General features: G+C 46.3%; 12 protein-coding genes. 11 read left to right on the top strand and 1 reads right to left on the bottom strand.

What is annotated here, in order from left to right; all coding sequences use genetic code 11:
- Positions 1-48: 48 nt before the first annotated feature.
- Positions 49-1,491, top strand: coding sequence for a Gfo/Idh/MocA family protein (locus DVG78_RS04320; protein WP_114459826.1), 1,443 nt, complete (start codon positions 49-51; stop codon positions 1,489-1,491).
- Positions 1,492-1,531: 40 nt separating this feature from the next.
- Positions 1,532-2,281, top strand: coding sequence for a glucosamine-6-phosphate deaminase (locus DVG78_RS04315; RefSeq protein WP_114459825.1), 750 nt, complete (start codon positions 1,532-1,534; stop codon positions 2,279-2,281).
- 215 nt (positions 2,282-2,496) lie between these two features.
- Here the strand turns inward: DVG78_RS04315 and DVG78_RS04310 are convergent, their stop codons facing one another.
- Positions 2,497-2,754 carry a hypothetical protein gene (locus tag DVG78_RS04310; RefSeq protein ID WP_114459824.1) on the bottom strand — a complete coding sequence of 86 codons (258 nt, stop codon included), beginning with the start codon at positions 2,752-2,754 and terminating at the stop codon, positions 2,497-2,499.
- Positions 2,755-3,487: 733 nt separating this feature from the next.
- Between DVG78_RS04310 and DVG78_RS04305 the strand changes: the two genes are divergently transcribed.
- The 9 genes from DVG78_RS04305 to DVG78_RS04265 all read left to right on the top strand — a co-directional run bounded on the left by DVG78_RS04305 (position 3,488) and on the right by DVG78_RS04265 (position 20,867).
- A complete protein-coding gene (locus tag DVG78_RS04305; protein WP_114459823.1) occupies positions 3,488-4,600 on the top strand; it encodes a fatty acid desaturase family protein in 1,113 nt (370 codons plus the stop codon).
- Between the two features lie 192 nt (positions 4,601-4,792).
- Entirely contained in the window at positions 4,793-7,636 is a 2,844-nt protein-coding gene (locus DVG78_RS04300; RefSeq protein ID WP_114460040.1) for a family 78 glycoside hydrolase catalytic domain, read from the top strand.
- Positions 7,637-7,833: 197 nt separating this feature from the next.
- Positions 7,834-8,391 carry an RNA polymerase sigma factor gene (locus DVG78_RS04295; RefSeq protein WP_114459822.1) on the top strand — a complete coding sequence of 186 codons (558 nt, stop codon included), beginning with the start codon at positions 7,834-7,836 and terminating at the stop codon, positions 8,389-8,391.
- Positions 8,392-8,423: 32 nt separating this feature from the next.
- Complete coding sequence (locus tag DVG78_RS04290) at positions 8,424-9,434, top strand: FecR family protein (RefSeq protein ID WP_114459821.1); 1,011 nt, start codon at positions 8,424-8,426, stop codon at positions 9,432-9,434.
- 162 nt (positions 9,435-9,596) lie between these two features.
- Complete coding sequence (locus DVG78_RS04285) at positions 9,597-13,064, top strand: TonB-dependent receptor (protein ID WP_114460039.1); 3,468 nt, start codon at positions 9,597-9,599, stop codon at positions 13,062-13,064.
- Positions 13,065-13,079: 15 nt separating this feature from the next.
- Positions 13,080-14,558 carry a RagB/SusD family nutrient uptake outer membrane protein gene (locus DVG78_RS04280; RefSeq protein WP_114459820.1) on the top strand — a complete coding sequence of 493 codons (1,479 nt, stop codon included), beginning with the start codon at positions 13,080-13,082 and terminating at the stop codon, positions 14,556-14,558.
- A gap of 135 nt (positions 14,559-14,693) precedes the next feature.
- Positions 14,694-16,151 carry a sulfatase family protein gene (locus DVG78_RS04275; RefSeq protein WP_229598129.1) on the top strand — a complete coding sequence of 486 codons (1,458 nt, stop codon included), beginning with the start codon at positions 14,694-14,696 and terminating at the stop codon, positions 16,149-16,151.
- A 17-nt stretch (positions 16,152-16,168) separates the two neighbouring features.
- Complete coding sequence (locus tag DVG78_RS04270; RefSeq protein WP_114459819.1) at positions 16,169-19,771, top strand: family 78 glycoside hydrolase catalytic domain; 3,603 nt, start codon at positions 16,169-16,171, stop codon at positions 19,769-19,771.
- Between the two features lie 202 nt (positions 19,772-19,973).
- A complete protein-coding gene (locus DVG78_RS04265; RefSeq protein WP_114459818.1) occupies positions 19,974-20,867 on the top strand; it encodes an RluA family pseudouridine synthase in 894 nt (297 codons plus the stop codon).
- Positions 20,868-21,129: the final 262 nt, after the last annotated feature.

Raw genomic sequence — 21,129 nt, 5'->3', positions numbered from 1 at the left:
CTTTTTCCCTCATTGCTTCAACCTTAAAGCCTAAACCTGCGAAAGATTATGCATAAATCATCGGACGAACGCCGCGATTTTTTAAAACTAACGGGAACCATGGGCCTTGGCCTGCTCTCTGCGGGCATTACACAAGCCTGTGCCACGGCCAAGCCAGTTTCTTCCCTCAATCCTATTCAACAACAAGCGCTCAAACCTCACACGCAAAAATTTAACATGAGTGGGTATGGTGCGCCCAAAATCGAGACCGTCAGGATTGGATATATTGGTATGGGGAATCGCGGTTCTGGGGCGCTCAACCGCATCGTGTACCTCGAAAATGTGGAGGTGAAAGCCCTTTGTGATATCCGGCCCGAAAAAGCACAAGAAGCCAAAAAGAAACTGGAAAATACGCCCCACAATCCAACGCTGTATTCGGGCAACGAAAACGAATGGAAAAAACTTTGCGAGCGCAATGACATTGACTTGGTCTACATCTGCACGCCCTGGAACCTCCACGCCCCGATGGCCCTCTACGCCATGGAACAAGGCAAACACGTGGCCGTAGAAATTCCCGCCGCTACTACGATGGAAGACTGTTGGAAACTCGTCGAAACCTCCGAGCGGACGCGAAAACACTGCATGATGCTCGAAAACTGCTGTTATGATTTTTTCGAACTACTCACCCTCAACATGGCGCGTCAGGGGTTTTTCGGGGAAATAGTTCACGTAGAAGGAGCTTATATTCACGACATTTACGATTCGTTTTTCGACAAAAGCAAACGCTACGACCTTTGGCGACTGAAAGAAAATCAACGCAATGGCAACCTTTACCCGACACACGGATTGGGGCCCATTTGTCAGGTTTTGAACATCAATCGCGGTGATAAAATGGACTACTTGGTTTCGATGGCGAGCAATGATTTTATGCTGGCACCGAGGGCGCACGCATTGGCTGCCACGGATGCCGATTTTAAGCAATTTGCCAATGCGTCGTTTCGCGGCAACATGAACACGACCACGATTCGAACCCAAAAAGGCAAAACCATCATGGTGCAGCACGACGTAACCTCGCCACGGCCGTATTCGCGCATTCATTTGGTGAGTGGCACCAAAGCCACGGCGCTCAAATATCCGCTGCCGGGTAAAATCTCCACGGGACACGACTGGATTTCGGAAGAAGAATACAAAAAACTGGAAGAAAAATATCAGCCCGAAATCATCAAACGCATCGGTGATCTGGCCAAGAAAGTGGGCGGCCACGGCGGCATGGACTTTTTGATGGACTGGCGGCTCATCGACTGCCTCCGCAATGGTCTACCGCTCGACCAAGACGTCTACGACGCCGCTTCGTGGAGCGCCATTGCGCCCCTGAGCGAGTGGTCGGTGGCCAACCGTTCAACGTCTATCGATGTGCCTGATTTCACGGGCGGTTCATGGAAAAATAACGCGCCCGTCGATATTTCCATGACCAAAGGCGGCAATACCAAGATCAAAGAACGTTCACTATAAATAACTATCTCCTTACTTCTTTTTTCGTTTTTTCTTATTTATGAACATCCATCTTTCTAAAAACGCCGCTGATTTAGGCGAAATTTCCGGACAAAAAGCCGCCGAATTGGTCCGTAACGCCATTGCCGCAAAAGGATTTGCCAACGTTATTTTAGCTACTGGTGCGAGTCAGTTCGGTACGTTACAGGCGCTTATTGCCGACACGGCCATTGATTGGAGTCAAGTCACGATGTTTCACTTGGACGAATACATCGGCCTGCCGCTATCGCATCCCGCTAGTTTTCGAAAATACTTGAAAGAGCGTTTCTTGGAACAGGTGCCACCGCTGAAAGCGAGCCATTTGATTGACGGTGAAGGAGATCCCGAAGAAGAATGCGCACGATTGGGCGCGTTGATCGCGCAATTTCCCATCGACGTGGCGTTGGTCGGCATCGGTGAAAACGGGCACTTGGCTTTCAACGACCCTCCGGCTGATTTTGACACCGAAAATCCGTACATCGTCGTGAATCTTGATGAGCCCTGCCGCCGTCAGCAGATGAATGAAGGATGGTTTCCGACTTTGGACGATGTACCCAAACAGGCCATCAGTATGTCGGTAAAACAAATCATGAAAACCGCGCACCTCATTTGCTCCGTACCTGATTTACGAAAGGCGCAGGCCGTCAAAGATTGTTTGGAACATGAAGTAAGCAACCTCTACCCTGCGAGTATTTTACAAAAACACCCCAATTGCAGTTTGTATTTGGATGAACTTTCGGCGAGTTTGCTTTCGAGCAAGGTCAGTAGGTAGGTGATAGTTGGTGGGAAAACACCCATAACCGCCAAAACAATCTCAATTCAGTTTATAACTTACCGAATAATTCTTCACATAATCAATTGGCTGCCAAATAGCTATGGCTGCCAATTGATTTTACTAAATTTTCCCTTACAGCCTTGAACCCAAACAAAGCAGGATGGATGTTGGAAAATCAGGCGAAAAAGTTGAGCAACTACTCCTATCCTGATTTAGCTCCCCTTTAACAAAAAAGCGATTATCTCAGGGCTTGATGATTCCTTTCCATTTTCAGATTCGTATTCCACTAAGCAGTACACATTATAAAACGGGGCTTTTTCTGGTTCAGCTATTTGATAAGCGACCACTTCTTTTTCCTTGTTTTTGAGTATCCATGTATCTTTATTTCCTATCCTGCCAAGCTCAACAGAATATTCCCATCCGCTCTCCAACAATTCTGTAATCAGTATCCATACTGGTTCATTTTCCATACTAAAATTAAAATCTGTTCAACTACGATTCCGTTTTTATATGCTGTATAGGCGGGGTTCTATGCGGCGACTCCACCATTACAGCTCTTTTGTAGACATGAACAGGCACATTATAACCGCGTCAAGCAGAAACAGTTGTGAAATTTCACCTCTAACGTTGAGTCCTGACGATCAAAGATCTGGCAGGTTTTTTTACAATAATAAACGAAAGGCTGGATTGCACAAACAAAAAGAAGTACAATCTGTTTATTATTTATTAAGCGTTCATTTTGGGATATACACACACAAGCATATTTGCAGCATATAACAAAGATGGCAGACACCCCCAATTAAATTGAAAATCTGTAATTAAACATTGTTTTGTACGTTATATATGGTGAAAACTAGACAAACGCAAGCCCAACTGAGCATTGCCCAAAACTTATTTGCGGAAATAAAGTGGCGATTTGAGAGTTCTAAGCTTTGTTTGTCCTGCTGCTTTGTTCAGAAAAATTCTTTTACTACCAATCTGCATGACTTTCAGTATATTTGTAACACCTAACTACAGAATTGCTAAGTAAATTTGATAGTCATTATGGTTTTGTACCATATTTTTTTTCTGAATCTATAATTATAAATCCAACTTTTTTATTTTTTAAGATGAAGCGGTTCTCTGAACAGAAATGGGACGTAAAAGTTCCTCTTTTCTTGATTTTTCGCTTCGTACATTTAGCCTATCTAACCTTTAATTTTAATGAAACTTAAAGAAAACGTAAAATTTGTTGCCCAAGAAAAAAGTCAATTTTTCCCAACCCTAAAAAAAAGAGTAGACGCCTATTTTAAGGAAAACAATATCCCAAAGCACGCCAACCGAACGATGATCGTCAAAACGGTCGTTTTATTGAGCGCCTACATTCTTCCTTTTATCTGTATTCTCGCTTTTCAGCCTTCACTCGCCGCAAGCATACCGCTCTGGATTATTATGGGATTTGGTATATCGGGCATTGGAATGAGCATCATGCACGATGCCAATCACGGTGCCTATTCTGACCGTACATGGGTCAACAAATGGCTGGGTTATTCTATCTACTTGGCCGGAGCAGGCGTTCTGAATTGGAAATTACAACACAACGTACTTCACCACACGTACACCAATATTGTACCGATGGACGAAGACATCCGCGACCGTGGTATTGTCAAACTTTCTCCCCACGCTGAAATCAAAAAAGTACACCGCTTTCAATGGATCTATGCTTTCTTTTTCTACGGAATTCTCACCCTGTATTGGGTACTTTTGAAAGATTTTATCCAATTTGTTTCGTACATCCGCAACGGCGTCAATAAGCAGACCAAAGCCCAAAACGCCATGACGCTGCTTAATTTGATTGTTGTCAAATCGACCTATCTCACCATCTTTTTGGTGCTCCCAGTGGTGGTTTTTTCAATTCCTTTTTCAGAAGTTATCATTGGTTTTCTGGTCATGCACTTCACTGCTGGACAGGTGTTGACGATTATTTTTCAGTTGGCGCATACCGTAGAAGGAACATCCCACCCGATGATTCCCGAGACAGGTATTGTGAACAAAGATTGGGCCATTCACCAGCTAGAAACAACGGTCAATTTTTCGCCACGCAATAAGTGGCTGTCGTGGTACGTAGGTGGTTTGAATTTCCAGATTGAGCACCACCTTTTCCCCAAAATCTGCCACGTCCATTATCCCAATATCGCACCTATCGTCAAACAAACAGCCGAAGATTTTGGGCTGGTTTACATGGAAAATCCAACGTTTTGGAGCGCGCTACAATCGCACGTAGATACGCTGAAACGCTTTGGCGGTTTACCAGACCTCAATGAGGCGATTGGCTAAAAAACGACGCTTACTATTTATCCAATCCCCAGCGTATTGCTGGGGATTTTTTTGTTTTCTGCTGAGTCAGGCTATCAACAGGAACAAAAAATGATTTTTTTGGATAAAAGGTAGGTTGGTAAAGGATAGTTTTTGCGGGCATTTCACGGTTATTTGCCTCATACTACACATCCTAACATCCCCAAAACTGGTATGATTCAGAAGCTTTATCTCCAATTATTGTTCTTTTTTTTCTCTCTTTACGTATCTGCCCAAAGCGATTTAAAAGCCACTTACCTGCGTTCTGAATACAAAATCAACCCCGTCACCGACGTGGCTCATCCACGTTTGAGTTGGGAATTGACCTCTGCGGTAAATAGTCAATACCAAACAGGCTATCAAATTCTGGTGGCGTCTTCTATTACCCAACTTGAGGAAGGAAAAGCAGACTTTTGGGATACGAAAAAAGTGGCTGGCGACGCTACTTCGCAAATCGAATACGGGGGCAAAGCGTTGGAATCACGACAAATTTGTTACTGGAAAGTCCGCAGTTGGGACAAGAAAAACCAGCCTGGGCCGTGGAGTGCTCCCGCTATGTGGGAAATGGGACTGCTCCAAAAAACCGACTGGGAAGCCGACTTCATCGGGCTCAATCTGAATCAGTTAGGCAAAGGCAAAGAATATCATTTGCCGCCAGCTCCCTATCTAAGAAAAGACGTCGAAATAAAAGGTGTTGTAAAAAAAGCAAGGTTGTACGTGACAGCTTTGGGTTTGTATGAATTTCAAATAAATGGCAAGAAAATCGGGAGAGATTACCTCACTCCCGGCTGGACCGATTACAACAAACGTCTTTATTATCAAACCTTTGACGTAACTAAAGAACTGCACCCCGGCAAAAATGCCTTGGGTTCCATGATTTCGTACGGTTGGTATGCCGGGTATTTGGGCTACGCATTATTGGTCAGAAATCCCGTCGTAAAAAACTTTTACGGCGACGTACCGGCCCTGAAAGCACAATTGGAAATTGAATATACCAACGGCCAAAAGGAAATAATTGCTACCAACAATACGTGGAAAGCAAATTACGGCCCCATCGTAGAATCCGACATTTTGAACGGGGAAGTCTACGACGCCAACAAAGAACTGACGGGCTGGAATCAACCCGGCTACAATGAGGCGGCGTGGAAAAAAGTCATGACCGTTGCGGAGAAAACCGACCGCCTACTCCAAGTTTATCCCGGTGACCCGGTGCGGGAAGTGGCCAGGCTAACGCCAAAAACCCTTAAGCAAATGGGCCCCAATGCCTATTTAGTCGATATGGGTCAAAACTTCGCGGGTCTGATTCGCATCCGCTTCAAAGCCGCCAAAGGCGATTCTATTCTTTTCAGATTTGGTGAAATGCTCTATCCCGACGGCAAACTCATGACCGAAAACCTGCGCAAAGCGCGGGGGACCGACCTGTACATTGCCAAAGGCGACCCCAACGGCGAAATCTACGAGCCGCATTTTACCTATCACGGTTTTCAGTATGTGCAAATCGAAGGCTTGAAATATGCGCCGGGAATGCAGGATATTCTGGGCATTGTGTTGTCGTCGGCGACGCCCAAAGCGGGGACATTTGAAACGGACAACGCTTTTGTCAACCAACTGTATCACAACATCATCTGGACACAACAGTCTAATTATCTGGAAGTTCCGACCGACTGTCCGCAACGCGACGAGCGTTTGGGCTGGACGGGCGATGCGCAGGCCTACGTCAAAAGTGCGACGCTCAACAACGATATTGCAGCCTTTGGCACCAAATGGGTGGTGGATTTGAACGATGCCCAACTCGCCAATGGCGCCTATCCCGTCTACGCGCCGGCTCCGTCGGTACGCGTTACGGATACCTATTCGCCGGGTTGGATGGAAGCGGGGATTATTTATCCGTACCAAATTTTCAGGTCGTATGGTGATACCAAAATCATCAAAGCACATTGGACCGAGATGAAGAAATTTATGCAGTTTCTGGAAACAAAAAGCAAAGGCGAGTACGTGTTCAAAGAAACAGCCTTTGCCGAAGTGGACCCTAAAGGCGGGTTTGGCGATTGGCTGAGCGTGGGCAAAAAAACACCACCCGATATGCTGGCTACGATGTATTACGCGTATTCGGCCAGCTTGATGCAGGAAATGGCCACCGCCATCGCTGACGAAAAAGAAGCCGCTCATTTCAAAGAAGTATTCGCCAAAGTGAAAGCGGCATTCCTCAAACATTATACCAACGCCGAAGGCAAATTTATCTGCAACGCTGCCGCCTACGGCAATGGAAAAGGCTACGTTGACGGAGAAATGGGTTTTGAAGGCCACACCCAAACGGCCTACGCCAACGCCATTTTTATGAATCTTTTGGACAGTACCCATACGCTGAAAGCTGCCAAATGGCTGAACGAATTGGTAGTAAAAAACGACAATAAACTGACCACCGGCTTCTTGGGCGTTCGGCCCATGCTGCCCGCACTTTCGACCACGGGAAACAGTGAAACAGCCTACAAATTGTTGTTTCAAAAAGAATATCCGTCGTGGGGTTTTGAAATTGCCAACGGGGCCAATACGATTTGGGAACGTTGGAACAGTTTTACGCGTGAAGGCGGCTTTCCAGCAGGCATGAATTCGTTCAACCACTACGCGTTCGGGTCAATTTGTGAATGGATGTTTGAAAACATGGCGGGCATCAAAGAGACCTCGCCTGGCTTCAAAAACTTCGTTATTCAACCCGAACTTATGAATACCAATATCAATTCATTAAAAGCCGCACACCGTTCCATCAACGGCACGATAACTTCGGCTTGGCAAAAAAAGGGAGACATCATTACGATGACTCTTGAGGTGCCAGTCAACACAACTGCAACCATTTGTCTGCCGCCAACGCCAACAAACAACATTATTTTTAATGGAAAAGCCCTTATCGCCACGGCCGTAAAGTCCAAATGGATAAATCGCCGTGAGCGGAACACGGTGGTGGTAGGTTCGGGAAAATACGTTCTCAGTTATAAAAAATCGGCATTATCGGGATTTTAATCAAGTGTGCGTCAGGATTTGAGAATCCTGACACACCTTTATCTTTTTCACCAAAGCGCCTTTGATTGAACGAAGGCGCTTTTTTGGTTAGAAAATCCCTGTTTTCAATAAAAATATGAAATTATTTAAAGAATTTTTAAAATCATTTAGGGATTTTGGTTAGCTAATTGACTATACATGTACGACCGTATTTTAAGATGAAGCACCGCAACCTGACAGATGAGCAATTGGTTGATTTTCTAAAAAGTGACGACCAAGCCGCTTTCGAAGAAATCTATAACCGCTATTGGTATAAGCTATTGGGCATTGCATACCACGAAACGGGAACCCGTGAAGAAGCCGAAGAATTGGTGCAAGACCTGTTTGAGCGGATTTGGCATAAGCGCCAAGAGAGCATCATCCGACATCTGAGTGCTTATTTGGTGGTATCAATCAAGTATCTGGCCACCAACTACGTCAAGTCGCAGATTACGCAGCGAAAATTTCAAGAGTATCTGATTTTCAACGAAATACACCAATCCTACGTCACCGATGAAAGCGTTCAGTTTGCCGATTTATCGAAAGCTGTGGAAGAAGCAATGAAGAAATTGCCCGAAAAAAGTGTCGAGATATTCAAGATGAGCCGATTTGAAAACCAATCCGTCAAAGCCATTGCACAGCAGTTAAATCTGTCGGAAAAAGCGGTGGAATATCACATCACCAAATCGCTCAAAGTCTTAAAAGAGCAGCTGAAAGCCTATCATTCTGACAATTAATATCCACCCATTTCTTCATAATAAACTAACCGATGAACCAATACGAATTTAATCAATTACTGGAAAAATACCTCGCGGGCGATTGCAGCCCCGAAGAAGAAAAACTGGTACATGAATGGCAGGAAAATACGCTCAAAACCAACGTATTACTCCTGAGTGAGCCCGAACAGGTGAGCGTCAAAAAACGCCTTTGGCAACGCATCACAGAGGCCGTTTTTGAGGAAGCAACCATAAGACCTCTCCATAAAACGCCGTGGTTTCAATGGGCGGTTGCAGCTTCCGTTGCCATCGTTTTGGGCGGTGGATGGTTTCTTTCTCAGCAAACTAACTTTAACAAAAGTCCTATCACTCACACCCTCCAAACTCCTCACGGCATTGAGGTCAAAAATACGGCAACCAATCCGCGACAAATCCACTTGGAAGACGGGAGCGTGGTGATTTTGAAAGCCAACAGCAGTGTGACCTATCCGGAGCATTTTGGTAAGCAAAGCCGCAGTGTATTTTTAAAAGGGGAAGCTTTTTTCAACGTCAAACGTGACCCTACCAAGCCCTTTGTCGTTCATGCCGGCGAGCTGGTGACGGAGGTTTTAGGAACCAGTTTTACGGTCAAATCCTACGAAGATGCCCAATCTATTGAAGTGTTGGTGGCCACAGGACGCGTATCGGTCTACGAAAACTCTTCCAAACCGACCCAACAACGTAACGGTCTCATTTTAACGCCCAATCAGAAAATCATCTTTGACAAAATTTCTCGAAAACTGACCCCGAGCATCATAGAAAAACCCGTTGTGATTCAGCCTCCGACGCATCCCACCACCTTTATTTTTGATGAAACCCCATTACCCAACGTGCTTAAAAAACTGGAAAATGCCTATGGACTTCAGATTATCATAGAAAACCAGATGCTGAACCAATGCGTATTCACGGCCGATTTGAATGAACTTCCCCTGCGTACGCAGCTTGATTTGATTTGTAAATCGGTCAATGCCTCTTTTGAGCAACGCGGCACGAGCATTTTTATTATTGGGGAAGGGTGTAAGTAAATTAGGAGTGAGTACCAAAAAAGCCGACAATGTTGCGAGCATTATCGGCTTGGAGTGACCCGCAGCCGAATGGACGTTCGGTTGGCAATGATTCATGCGTGCATGAAACACGGCCTTGCGGGGGAGTTTTTGCCCTTTTCAAACCAAAAACATGTTAAAATTATGCAAAAAAATGTACGAACCAAAGCGTTCTTACTCAAAGCGATGAGAATGACGGTTACCCAATTTCTGCTGCTGGTCGCTTTTTGCGGATTAGCCAGTGCCCGCGACACAAAAGCCCAAGAAGTGCTCAACACCTCCGTTTCGCTCAAAATCGAATCGGTCGAAATCAAGCGGGTTTTTAGTACGATTGAGAAACAGGCAAATATCAAGTTTGTCTACAGTCCCAATGCTATCCGGTCCGACCAAAAAGTGTCATTGAGTATGACCAACAAGCTTTCCGAAGTATTGCGAGAGTTGCTTACACCCCTCAATATTTCGTACGAAGTGGTCGGAACGCGCATTTTATTACGCAAAAAACTACCCGAAAAATCAGCCTCCATCGACGAAATATACGTTCCCGTCCCAAACGCCATCGAACCTCAGGAACAGGTCATCAAAGGCAAAGTAACCGACGCTGAGAAAAACGAAGGGCTGCCGGGCGTGAGTATTTTGTTGAAAGGAACCCAGAAAGGTACATCCACCAACGCCAACGGAGAGTTTTCGCTCGCCGTACCTGACAATAACGCCGTATTGGTATTCAGTTTTGTAGGCTACGAACCGCAGGAAATTGTGGTGGGAAGCCGTACCCAAATCAATATCAGTCTGAAAACGGATACCAAGGCATTGGGCGAGGTAGTGGTGGTGGGTTATGGTACCCAACGCGCCAAGGATGTGACAGGCTCGGTCGCCACCATTAATCAAACCACCATTAAAGACTTGCCCGTATCGACCATTGATCAAAAAATGATTGGGCAGGTAGCCGGTGTTCAAATACAGCAACTATCGGGCGCGCCAGGTGGGGGTACTTCCGTCAGAATCCGGGGAAGTGGCTCACTGGGTGCGGGAAATGAGCCCTTGTACGTGGTGGATGGAATGCCTTATGCCGCAGGATTGAATCAAAATTTTAACCCTCTTCTGCTCATTAATCCCAATGACATTGAGTCCATCTCCATCTTGAAAGATGCTTCCTCTACGGCCATTTACGGCTCGCGCGGCGCTAACGGGGTAATCATGATTACGACCAAAAAAGGCCAATACAACCGCCTTCAAGTCAACGTATCTTCCATGAGAGGAGTCCAGCAAGTTCCCCAAAAAGGCAGACCTAACTTGATGAATCAGCAGGAATTTGCTGATTTGCAGCGCAATAAAATTGACATTGCCGTTCGACGTGCTGAAAACAGGGCGGCTACCATCAACGACTACCCCGTTGAATATCAAAATCCAAGTTCGCTGGTAGGTGATGGCACCGATTGGTATGATTTATTATTACAAACTGCCCCGATTCAAGACCATACCGTCAGTATTCAAAAAGGTACGCAAGATTCCCGCATGAATTTCAGTCTGGGCTATTACAAACAGGAAGGCGTTTTGCGGTACACGGGCGTCGAGCGGTTCAGTGCCAATCTGGGAATTGAGTCCAATTTGAGCAAGCAGGTTACCGTAGGAGTATCGCTGCAACCCACGCTTATCAATCAAAATCGGACCAATACCAACTCAAGTCGTGAAGACGTGATTGGGGTAGCCAACTGGGCAAACCCAGTCATGAGTCCGTACGATGCCAACGGGCAGCTTATCCCCTATATTCGCTCTCCGCAAAGCAAATACCACTCAGCGTGGAGTTTTGCCAATCCCCTTTTTGTGTTGAGAGAAACGACCCAATTACAGCAGCAATTTCAGAATCTCGGTTCGGCCTATTTGGAATGGGAGATTACGCCCGACTTAAGAGCCAAATCGTCGCTCAATACAATTTGGGCCACTTCCAAATTCAACCAATTCACGCCGAGTACCGTAGGTGCGTCCAATATTCCACCCGTAGCCGGAACGGGGCGCTCGAGCAATTCGCGGGGCGACAGTTTCAACTGGTTGCTCGAAAACACACTTACTTATAACAAAACGTTTCAGAAACATCGGCTGAACGCCCTGTTAGGTTATACTACGCAGAAAGATCGCTCCAATGCCATCAACCTCAACGCCAGCCCTTACCCTAACGACCTGATTCAGACCATCAACGCGGCACAGGCCATCGGAACTTGGGGAGAAAATCAACAGGAATGGAGCATTATTTCTTACCTCGGACGACTCAATTATTCTTTCGACGATAAATATTTATTCACGGCCACTTTCCGTTCCGATGGTTCTTCTCGTTTTGGCGCAAAAAACAGGTATGCTACCTTCCCTTCTATCGCTGCCGCTTGGCGTATTTCAGAAGAAGATTTTTTGAAAGACAACAAAGTACTGAACAACCTGAAGTTAAGGGCCAGTTATGGTAGAAGCGGCAATAACAACATTGGGAATTATTCACACTTAGCCGCCATCAACCCCGGCGCGTATGTCTTCGGAAACACCCAGGTTTCGGCATCTTTTGTCGGGTTATCCAATCCTTTTTTGACGTGGGAAGAATCCCAACAGATTGATGTGGGGTTGGATGCTGAATTTTTCAACAACCGCCTTTCGTTGATTGTGGATTTGTACAACAAAGAAAGTAAAAACATGCTGCTCAACGACGTCATCCCCGCCATTACGGGTTTCAACTCGCAGATTGTTAACAAAGGAAATGTACGAAATCGAGGCATCGAAATTTCACTCGGAGGAACCCCGATAAAAGGAGCGTTAAACTGGGATTTTAATTTAAATGTCGCCTTCAATCGTAACAAAGTACTTTCTCTCAATGAAAACGGGGACCGGATTTTGTCAGGCAACAACGACAACAATCCAACGCACATTACGGTGGTAGGAAAGCCCATCGGTCAATTTTTCGGGTTTATTGCCGACGGCGTTTATACCGCCGAAGACATCGCCAATCCCAATATCATCAAAACCGCACAGGTATATGAAGGTAATTCTAAATACAAGGATATCAACGGCGACGGTGTTATCAACGACTTTTTGGACTATACCATGCTCGGCAATCCTCATCCCGACTTCATTTTTGGCTTCTCAAACAACTTCTCTTATAAAAGATTTACCTTGGGAGTCATCATGAACGGCCAAAAGGGAGGCCAAGTAATGAACGGATTGCGGCAGTCAACCGATAACCTGCAAGGTTTTTTCAACGTAAATAAAGAGTTTGTAAACCGTTGGAGAAGTGCCGAAAACCCTGGCGACGGAACACTATACGGCGTGCCTAAATTAACGCCGAGTTGGGGCCACCGGGTCAACAGCCGCTGGGTAGAAGATGCTTCTTTCCTGCGCGTCTCTAACCTTTCGTTGGGGTATTCGCTGCCCGAGGGCTTGGTCAAAAAAACGGGTTTTATCAACAGTTGCCGTTTTTATTTTACGGTACAAAACTTGGCCATGTTTACCAACTATACAGGCGCCAATCCCGAAGCACAGTCCCGAGACATTAACAATACGCTCTCTCCGGGTTTTGATATTTCCTCCTATCCACTTTCGCGGACTACTTCAGTGGGTCTGAATTTATCCTTCTAAAAAACGACTTTCAACATGAAAAAAATCATATATGTGCTGACGCTGTCTCTTTTGACGGGCTGCACCAACAAGTTTCTGGAACTGTATCCAAAATCAACCCTTAACGAAGGGAATTTTTACCAAACAGAGGTAGAATATACCCTCTTGGCCAACGGCTGTTACGTTCCGTTGCGGGATAATGAAAAAAATAACCACTGGATTTTGGCAGAGTTAATCTCCGACAATGCAAGTTTTCAAAACAACGTCCGAACTGGAGAAGCCTCAAGGGGAGTCATTGACCAATTCATTTTGGTGGGTGACAATATTGCTTTTGCTAACTTTTGGAACCTCTCATACAACGGGATTACGCGTTGCAATAAATTGCTGAGTGAATTGGACCGGGAAGGTGTCAATTGGTCTAAATTGTCTTTCAAAGAACGTTGTGCCAGCGAAGCCCTCTTTTTACGGTCGTTATACTATTTTAATCTTGTTCGACAGTTTGGCGGCGTGCCTTTGGTTTTAGCCCCCACCACTTCGCAAGAAGCAGTGGACATCAAACGCTCAACGGAAGCGCAGGTCTATGATAGTATTATCAATGATTTAAAACAGGCGGCCGAGCGTTTTGCCAAAGCCAAGGATGTGGAAGAAGCAGGCCGGGCCAACGAAATGTCGGCCCTGTCGCTGTTGGGCAAAGTGTATCTTACCCTTGGTAAATATGCCGAAGCCGAACAAACCTTGAAAACCGTCATTAATTCGGGTAAATACGCCCTTTTACCCAATTACGCTGATGTTTTCAACCCTTCTAAAAAGGACTTTAAAGAAACCATATTTGCGGTTCAGTATTCAGAAAACAGTGCTGAACTCGCCAACCGATTCATCTTTCTGTTTGCCCCTCATACTTCGGGAGGAGCCGTGACGAATCGCCCCAATATCAACATCGTAGGAGCGGGGTGGAATCAACCTACCGACGATTTGATCAACGCTTTTGAGGCAGGAGATACCCGCAAAGCCGTTTCGATTGGCTTTTGGAATGGCTTAGATTGGGATAACGTCGTGCGTCCTATCGCCTATTGTGCCAAATACAAAGCGCCTATTTCTGCGCCTGACGACCGTTGTGGTGACAATTTTCCTGTGTTACGTTACTCGGATGTCTTGTTAATGTACGCCGAAGCGCTCAATGAACTAAGCCGTACGGGCGAAGCCATTCCTTACGTTCAGCAAGTGCGAACCAGAGCAGGTCTCACCGCCCCGGTGGCTGCGCTAGGCAAAGAAGCTCTGAAAACGCTCATCGCCAAAGAGCGTCAGGTAGAGTTTTGTTTTGAGAACCAACGTTGGTACGACCTCAAGCGTACCGGCAAGGCCGTTGAAGTAATGACCGCCCACGGCATTCGTGAAAAAGCCAAAAAGACATTTCTTTATCCAGAAGGCTATACTTTGACCCCCAATAAACTACTTGCGCCGATTCCTGTCAATGAGGTTTCCATCAATAAGTTAACCCAGAATCCAGGATATTGACGAATCACAAACAACCACAGAAATTATAAATAAAATCAATATTTTCTCTGTGGTTCTCAATTTTAAACTCTTTGGTCCTCTGTGTAATCTCCATTTGAAGATTTACTTTTTATTAACTGTTACCTGAAACTATTTATGAAAAAAATAAGCATAAATCTGTTTTTTATTGCCTTGATTGTCCTCACAAGCAACCAAACCCTTTTGTCACAAAACACCGCCAAAAAACCCAACATTCTCTATATTTTGGTGGATCAATGGCGGGCGCAGGCCACGGGTTATGCAGGCGACAAAAACGTGTATGCTCCCAATCTCGACCGATTGGCACGCCAAAGCGTGAACGTCAAAAATGCCGTATCGGGCACGCCCGTTTGTACGCCCCACCGCGCTTCGCTCATGACCGGGCAGTACCCACTCACCAACGGCGTTTTTATGAACGATGTGTTATTGGACACCAACGCCACGACAATTGCGAAAGTCTACAAAAAACACGGCTACACCACGGGATTTGTGGGCAAGTGGCACATCGACGGGCACGGCCGAAATACCTACATCCCACCGACGCGCCAGCAGGGATTTGGGTACTGGAAAGCCTTGGAATGCACCCACGATTACAACAATTCGGCCTACTACGCCGGCGATTCCAATAAAAAACTGGTGTGGAAAGGCTACGATGTTATTGCGCAGACCGACGATGTGTGTAATTATATGACCGCTAAGTCAAAAGAAACCAACCCTTTTATGGTGTTTATTTCCATCGGTAGCCCGCACGACCCGTACCAAACGGCTCCCGAAAAATACCGTAAAATGTTTGAAAACAAAGACATCATCATCAACGAAAATGTGCCTGTGGAGAAACGCGAAAAGGTCAAAAACGACCTTCGTGGCTATTATTCACACATTGCCGCCATTGATGACTGTATCGGAAAAATGTGGCAGACGCTCATAGATTTGGGCATCGAAGACAATACCATCATTGTGTTTTCGTCCGACCACGGCGATTTATTGGGTGCTCACGGTTCATGGAACAAACAGCAGCCTTACGCCGAAAGCATCAAGGTACCTTTTTTGCTTCATTACCCTAAATTGTTTGGTAAAACGGGTAAAACCTCCGAGGCGTTGCTAAACTCCCCCGACATCATGCCTACGCTGTTGGGCCTGTGCAATATTCCCGTTCCGGCATCGGTGGAAGGCATTGATTTTTCGGGGGTGTTGAAAGGAACAAAAAAGGACAACGTCAAACATACGCTGATTTCCTGCACTCAGCCTTTCGGGCAATGGACCCGGAAAATGGGCGGCAAAGAATACCGGGGCTTGTTCACGCACCAATACACCTACACCCGCGACCTGAATGGCCCATGGCTGTTGTTCGACAACCTGAAAGACCCGCTTCAACTCAATAATTTAATCGGAAAAGCCGAGTACAAAAAAGTTCAGACTCAACTGGATGCTGACTTAAAAGGTGAGCTGCGCAAACGAAAAGACGAATTTAAGCCCGGCATGGAGTATGTCAAGCAGTGGAATTACTTAGTAGATGAGACAGAAACGGTGCCTTACAGAAAAGTAAATTACGAAGGAAAACCGATTATTGAGTAACCCAAAACGATTTAGTCATGTCCCAAAACAGCTCCCGCAGTCGCTCGCGTCCCGCGAGCGACGACTATTACAAGGCCTCCAGCCGGAAAGCGCACGATAATTGCCTACGTCTCCTATTTTTTCTTACTTCACTCCTCCCACTTTTCAACCAAGCAGTAGGCCAAAACACCGCCAACAAGCCCAACATCATCTTTATCCTGACCGACGACCACCGAGCGGGTGCATTAGGCTACACTGGAAATAAGTACGCGCACACCCCCGAAATGGATAAATTGGCCCAAACGGGGGTTTATTTTAAGAAAGCACTGGTAACCACCCCCATCTGTGCCGCCAGTAGGGCCAGTATTTTGAGTGCCATGCAGGAACGCGCCCACCGCTACACGTTTCAGACTGGCAATATCAAGCAGGAATACATGGAAAATGCCTACCCCAAAGTACTGAAAGAGGCGGGCTATTACACAGGTTTTTACGGCAAATTTGGGGTAAATTATGCCCGAAAAGACCAATTATTCCACGTGTATGAAGACTACGACCGCAACAACCGATACACCGACAAACGGGGCTATTTCTTCAAGACCTTGGGCAAAGATACCGTCCACCTAACCCGCTATACGGGCCAAAAAGCCATTGATTTTATTGAAAGCGCCCCCACCGACAAGCCCTTTTGTTTATCGCTGAGTTTCTCGGCTCCTCATGCGCATGACGGTGCTCCTGACCAGTATTTTTACGATGAACAAACAGCGCATTGGCTTGAAAATGAAACCATTGCTCCGCCACTTTTGGGTGAAGACAAGTACTTTAACGCACAACCTGAAAAAGTAAAAGCGGGTTTCAGTCGCCTGCGCTGGACGTGGCGGTTTGATACGCCCGAAAAATACCAACGCATGGTCAAGGGCTATTACCGAATGATTGCGGGGATTGATTTGGAAATTGCCAAAATTCGGGAAGAACTGAAAAAGAAAAACCTCGATAAAAATACCATCATCATTTTGATGGGCGACAACGGCTACATGCTGGGCGAAAGACAGTTGGCCGACAAGTGGCTGATGTACGACAATTCCATTCGGGTTCCGCTGATTATTTACGACCCAAGGCAGGGGAAGCACCTAGACAGCGACGAAATGGCGTTGAACATTGACGTGCCTGCCACGATTTTAGACATGGCAGGGGTAAATCGACCGAAGAATTATCACGGAAAAAGTTTATTCCCGTTGGTTGCCCAAACGGCCCAAAATATGCAGCGCGATACAGTGCTGATTGAACATTTGTGGGAGTTTGAAAACATTCCGCCCAGCGAAGGCGTACGCATCAACGAGTGGAAATATTTTCGTTATGTCAACGACAAAACCCTCGAAGAACTCTACAACCTCAAAGCCGACCCCAACGAAATCACCAACTTGGTTCGGGACGAAAAATACCGAGATGTGTTGAACAACCTGCGGCAAAAAACCGAACAACTCATTCGGCAACACCGAGATGCTAATGCCTGCCAACCGACGGGCTTGATGGTGGAGTTTATCCGCCAACCCGCCACCGTTTTGCTGAAAGATACTACGCCCGAATTTGGTTGGGTGGTACCCAAAGAAGCCGTTTTTCAGTCGTCGTACCAACTATTGGTCGCTTCTTCCAAAGCCAACATCGACAACAACATCGGCGATGTGTGGAACACGGGACAAGTGCGCGGAAACCATTCTTCCAATGTGGCTTACCAAGGCAAACCCCTACAAACGGGCGTGCAGTACTTTTGGAAAGTGAGGATTTGGGACACCGACAATCGCACGGGCGATTATTCTGAACCGCAGTCGTTTCGGGTGGGGCCACCAGACAATTCAATTTCAACAACCAATATTTTTCAGGTAGATAAAAAGAAGCCGACGAAATTCGTCAAAACGGCCCCGGGCAGTTACTTCATTGATTTTGGGAAAGCGGCCTTTGCCAATCTGGAACTCAATTACACCGCCAAAAAGAACCAAACCCTCATCGTAAGACTGGGAGAACAGCTCGAAAACGGGAAAATAAACCGCAAACCCATGGGCAGTATTCGGTACCAAGAGGTAAAATTGGAGGTATCCAAAAGCAAAAAAACCTACCGACTCAACATCAAACCCGACGAAAGAAACACCAAATCAAGCGCCGGCGCGGTGGTAATGCCCGATTCGTTTCCCGTCTTATTGCCGTTTCGGTACTGCGAAATAGACAATGTCACCGAAAATCTGACTGCCAACGACCTAACGCAATTGGCGTATTTCAGTTATTTTGAAGAAGACCAAAGCCGTTTCAAAAGCTCAGACACCACCCTCAATCAGGTCTGGGAGCTGTGCAAATACACCATCAAAGCCAGTTCATTTTCAGGATTTTACCTCGACGGCGACCGTGAGCGCATCCCGTACGAAGCCGATGCGTACCTCAATCAGCTGAGCCACTACGCCACCGACCGCGAATACGGCATTGCCCGCAAAACCATCGAGTATTTTATGGAGCACCCCACCTGGCCTACCGAATGGCAACTCCACGTGGCGCTGATGTTTTACCAAGATTACATGTACACGGGCGATACCGAGCTCATTGCCAAATACTACGAACCTCTGAAGTACAAAACCCTCATGGAACTCGCCCGAGAGGATGGGTTGATAAGCTCGTCGTCGCCCAAAAATACGCCTGAATTCATGCAAAAACTGGGCTTTAAAGACCCTAAAATTCAGCTGAAAGACATCGTCGATTGGCCACCGGCCCAAAAGGATACGGGTTGGAAATTGGCCACGGCCGAGGGCGAACGCGACGGCTATGTTTTTACGCCCATCAACACCATGGTGAACTGTTTCTTTTACAAAAACATGGAAATCATGGCCGAATTTGCGCGTATTCTCCACAAATCAGAGGATGAGCGACAATTTCAGACCTTGGCGATAAAAGCCAAAAATGCCATCAACGAAAAATTATTTAACCCAAAAACGGGGGCGTACGTTGACGGCGAAGGCACCGAACACTCCTCGCTGCACGCCAACATGATGGCATTGGCGTTTGACATTACACCCGATAGCCACAAGAAATCAGTCGCCAAGTTTATCAAATCCCGGGGCATGGCATGCAGCGTGTATGGCTCGCAATATTTACTGGAAGCCCTCTACAACGCCAACGAGGCCGATTATGCCTTGCAACTCATGACCGCCACCCACGACCGAAGCTGGTGGAACATGATCAAAATCGGCTCAACCATGACGCTGGAGGCTTGGGACACCAAATACAAACCCAACCTCGACTGGAACCACGCTTGGGGCGCAGCCCCCGCCAATATTGTAGCCCGCAATATGTGGGGTATTCAACCCAAAACAGCGGGTGGAAGCATCATGAACATCAAACCGCAATTAGGCACGCTTTCTGCTACCGAAATCACCGTACCCACCATGAAGGGACTTATCAAGGCATCGTATCAGCGCAAAAGCAGGGTTCTTCAGGAATACACCTTTGAATTACCCGCCAATGTATCGGCAGAGTTGACATTAAAGTACTCTCCCGAAGATACAATTTTGCTCAACGGAACCAAAGCAAATACCTCCTTCGGTACCCTCCGACTCTCGCCGGGCATCAATACTGTTGTGTTAAATGTCAATACGTTTTGAGTAGTGCTTTTGGTTTCTCAAAACCAAAAGCACATTCCCAAAACGCTAACGCTGTTATCTATTTCGGTTTTGAGAAACTGAAATCACGCTGAAAGTCCGAGGGGTTACTCGACAAACTGTCTTTCTCAAAAATTCCGATAACTTTGTCACTTTCTCAACAATTCTATTTGTAAGCATTGAGAAGTGACAAAGTTATCCCAACATGCCCAAAGAAAGACCCTCGAAACCGCCGCTCCTATTGACCGTCACCGAAACTGCCGAATTGATGGCTTTTCTGTTGGCAAAACTTCCCCATAAAAACCGCAACAACATCAAAACGCTGCTGCGCGACCGGCATATTTTGGTCGAAGGCCGGGTTCAAACAAAGTATAATTATTCGTTGCAGCCCAATCAGCGCGTTGAAGTACGCTGGACCCAAGGTTCCAAGGAAAGCGTGTATCGCGGCCTAACGATTTTGTTTGAAGATGCGCATTTGATTGTCATTGAAAAACAGGAAGGGCTCCTTTCCATCTCTGCCAATAATAAAGATTCCCAAACTGCCTATAACACACTGAGCGCACACGTCAAGAAGCAGAATCCCGCCAACAAAATCTTCATCGTTCACCGCCTCGACCGCGAGACGTCGGGCGTGATGGTGTTTGCCAAAACCGAAAGGGTAAAGGCATTGTTGCAGGAAAGTTGGGAGCCTACCACCAAAGAGCGCACTTACATTGCCGTGGCCGAAAAGCCTTTCAAAGAGCCTTCGGGCACCATCACGTCGTATCTGAACGAGAGCAAGGCGCTCATTATGTATTCGAGTCAAAACCCCGCTCAGGGGCAATTAGCCATCACGCATTATGAAGTGTTGAAACAAAACGCCGATTTTTCGTTGTTAAAAGTAAACCTCGAAACGGGGCGCAAAAATCAGATTCGGGTACATTTACAAGACTTGGGGCATTCTATCGTTGGTGACAAAAAATACGGGGCCGTCACGAACCCCATTGCGCGCTTGGGCCTACACGCTTGGATTTTAGCTTTTGTTCATCCAATAACTCACGAAAAACTTCGTTTTGAAACTACCATTCCAAAAAAGTTTTTGGAATTATTTCCCCGATAATTAACTTTATTTACTCACCCTTAAACAACTACCGATATGGCAAAAGATAAACCCGGCAAGGAAAAGAAAAAAGAGCCAGAAAAAACCACCAAAGAAAAAAAAGCTGATAAAAAAGCCAAGAAAGAAGGCAAAAGCAAAAGCACTTTGTAACGTCAGCCACCATCCCCAGCATCCTGTGTCGGGGATGTTTTTTTTAGGCCCTTTCAACTCAGTTGAAAAATAAAGTCCTCCCTACAGGCTGGGGCATGGTACGCCGTCACGG

Source organism: Runella aurantiaca (assembly GCF_003339505.1).
In the GTDB taxonomy this organism is placed as follows: domain Bacteria; phylum Bacteroidota; class Bacteroidia; order Cytophagales; family Spirosomataceae; genus Runella; species Runella aurantiaca.
Note: the sequence above shows the minus strand (reverse complement) of the source record. Positions and strands in the feature narration are given on the sequence as shown.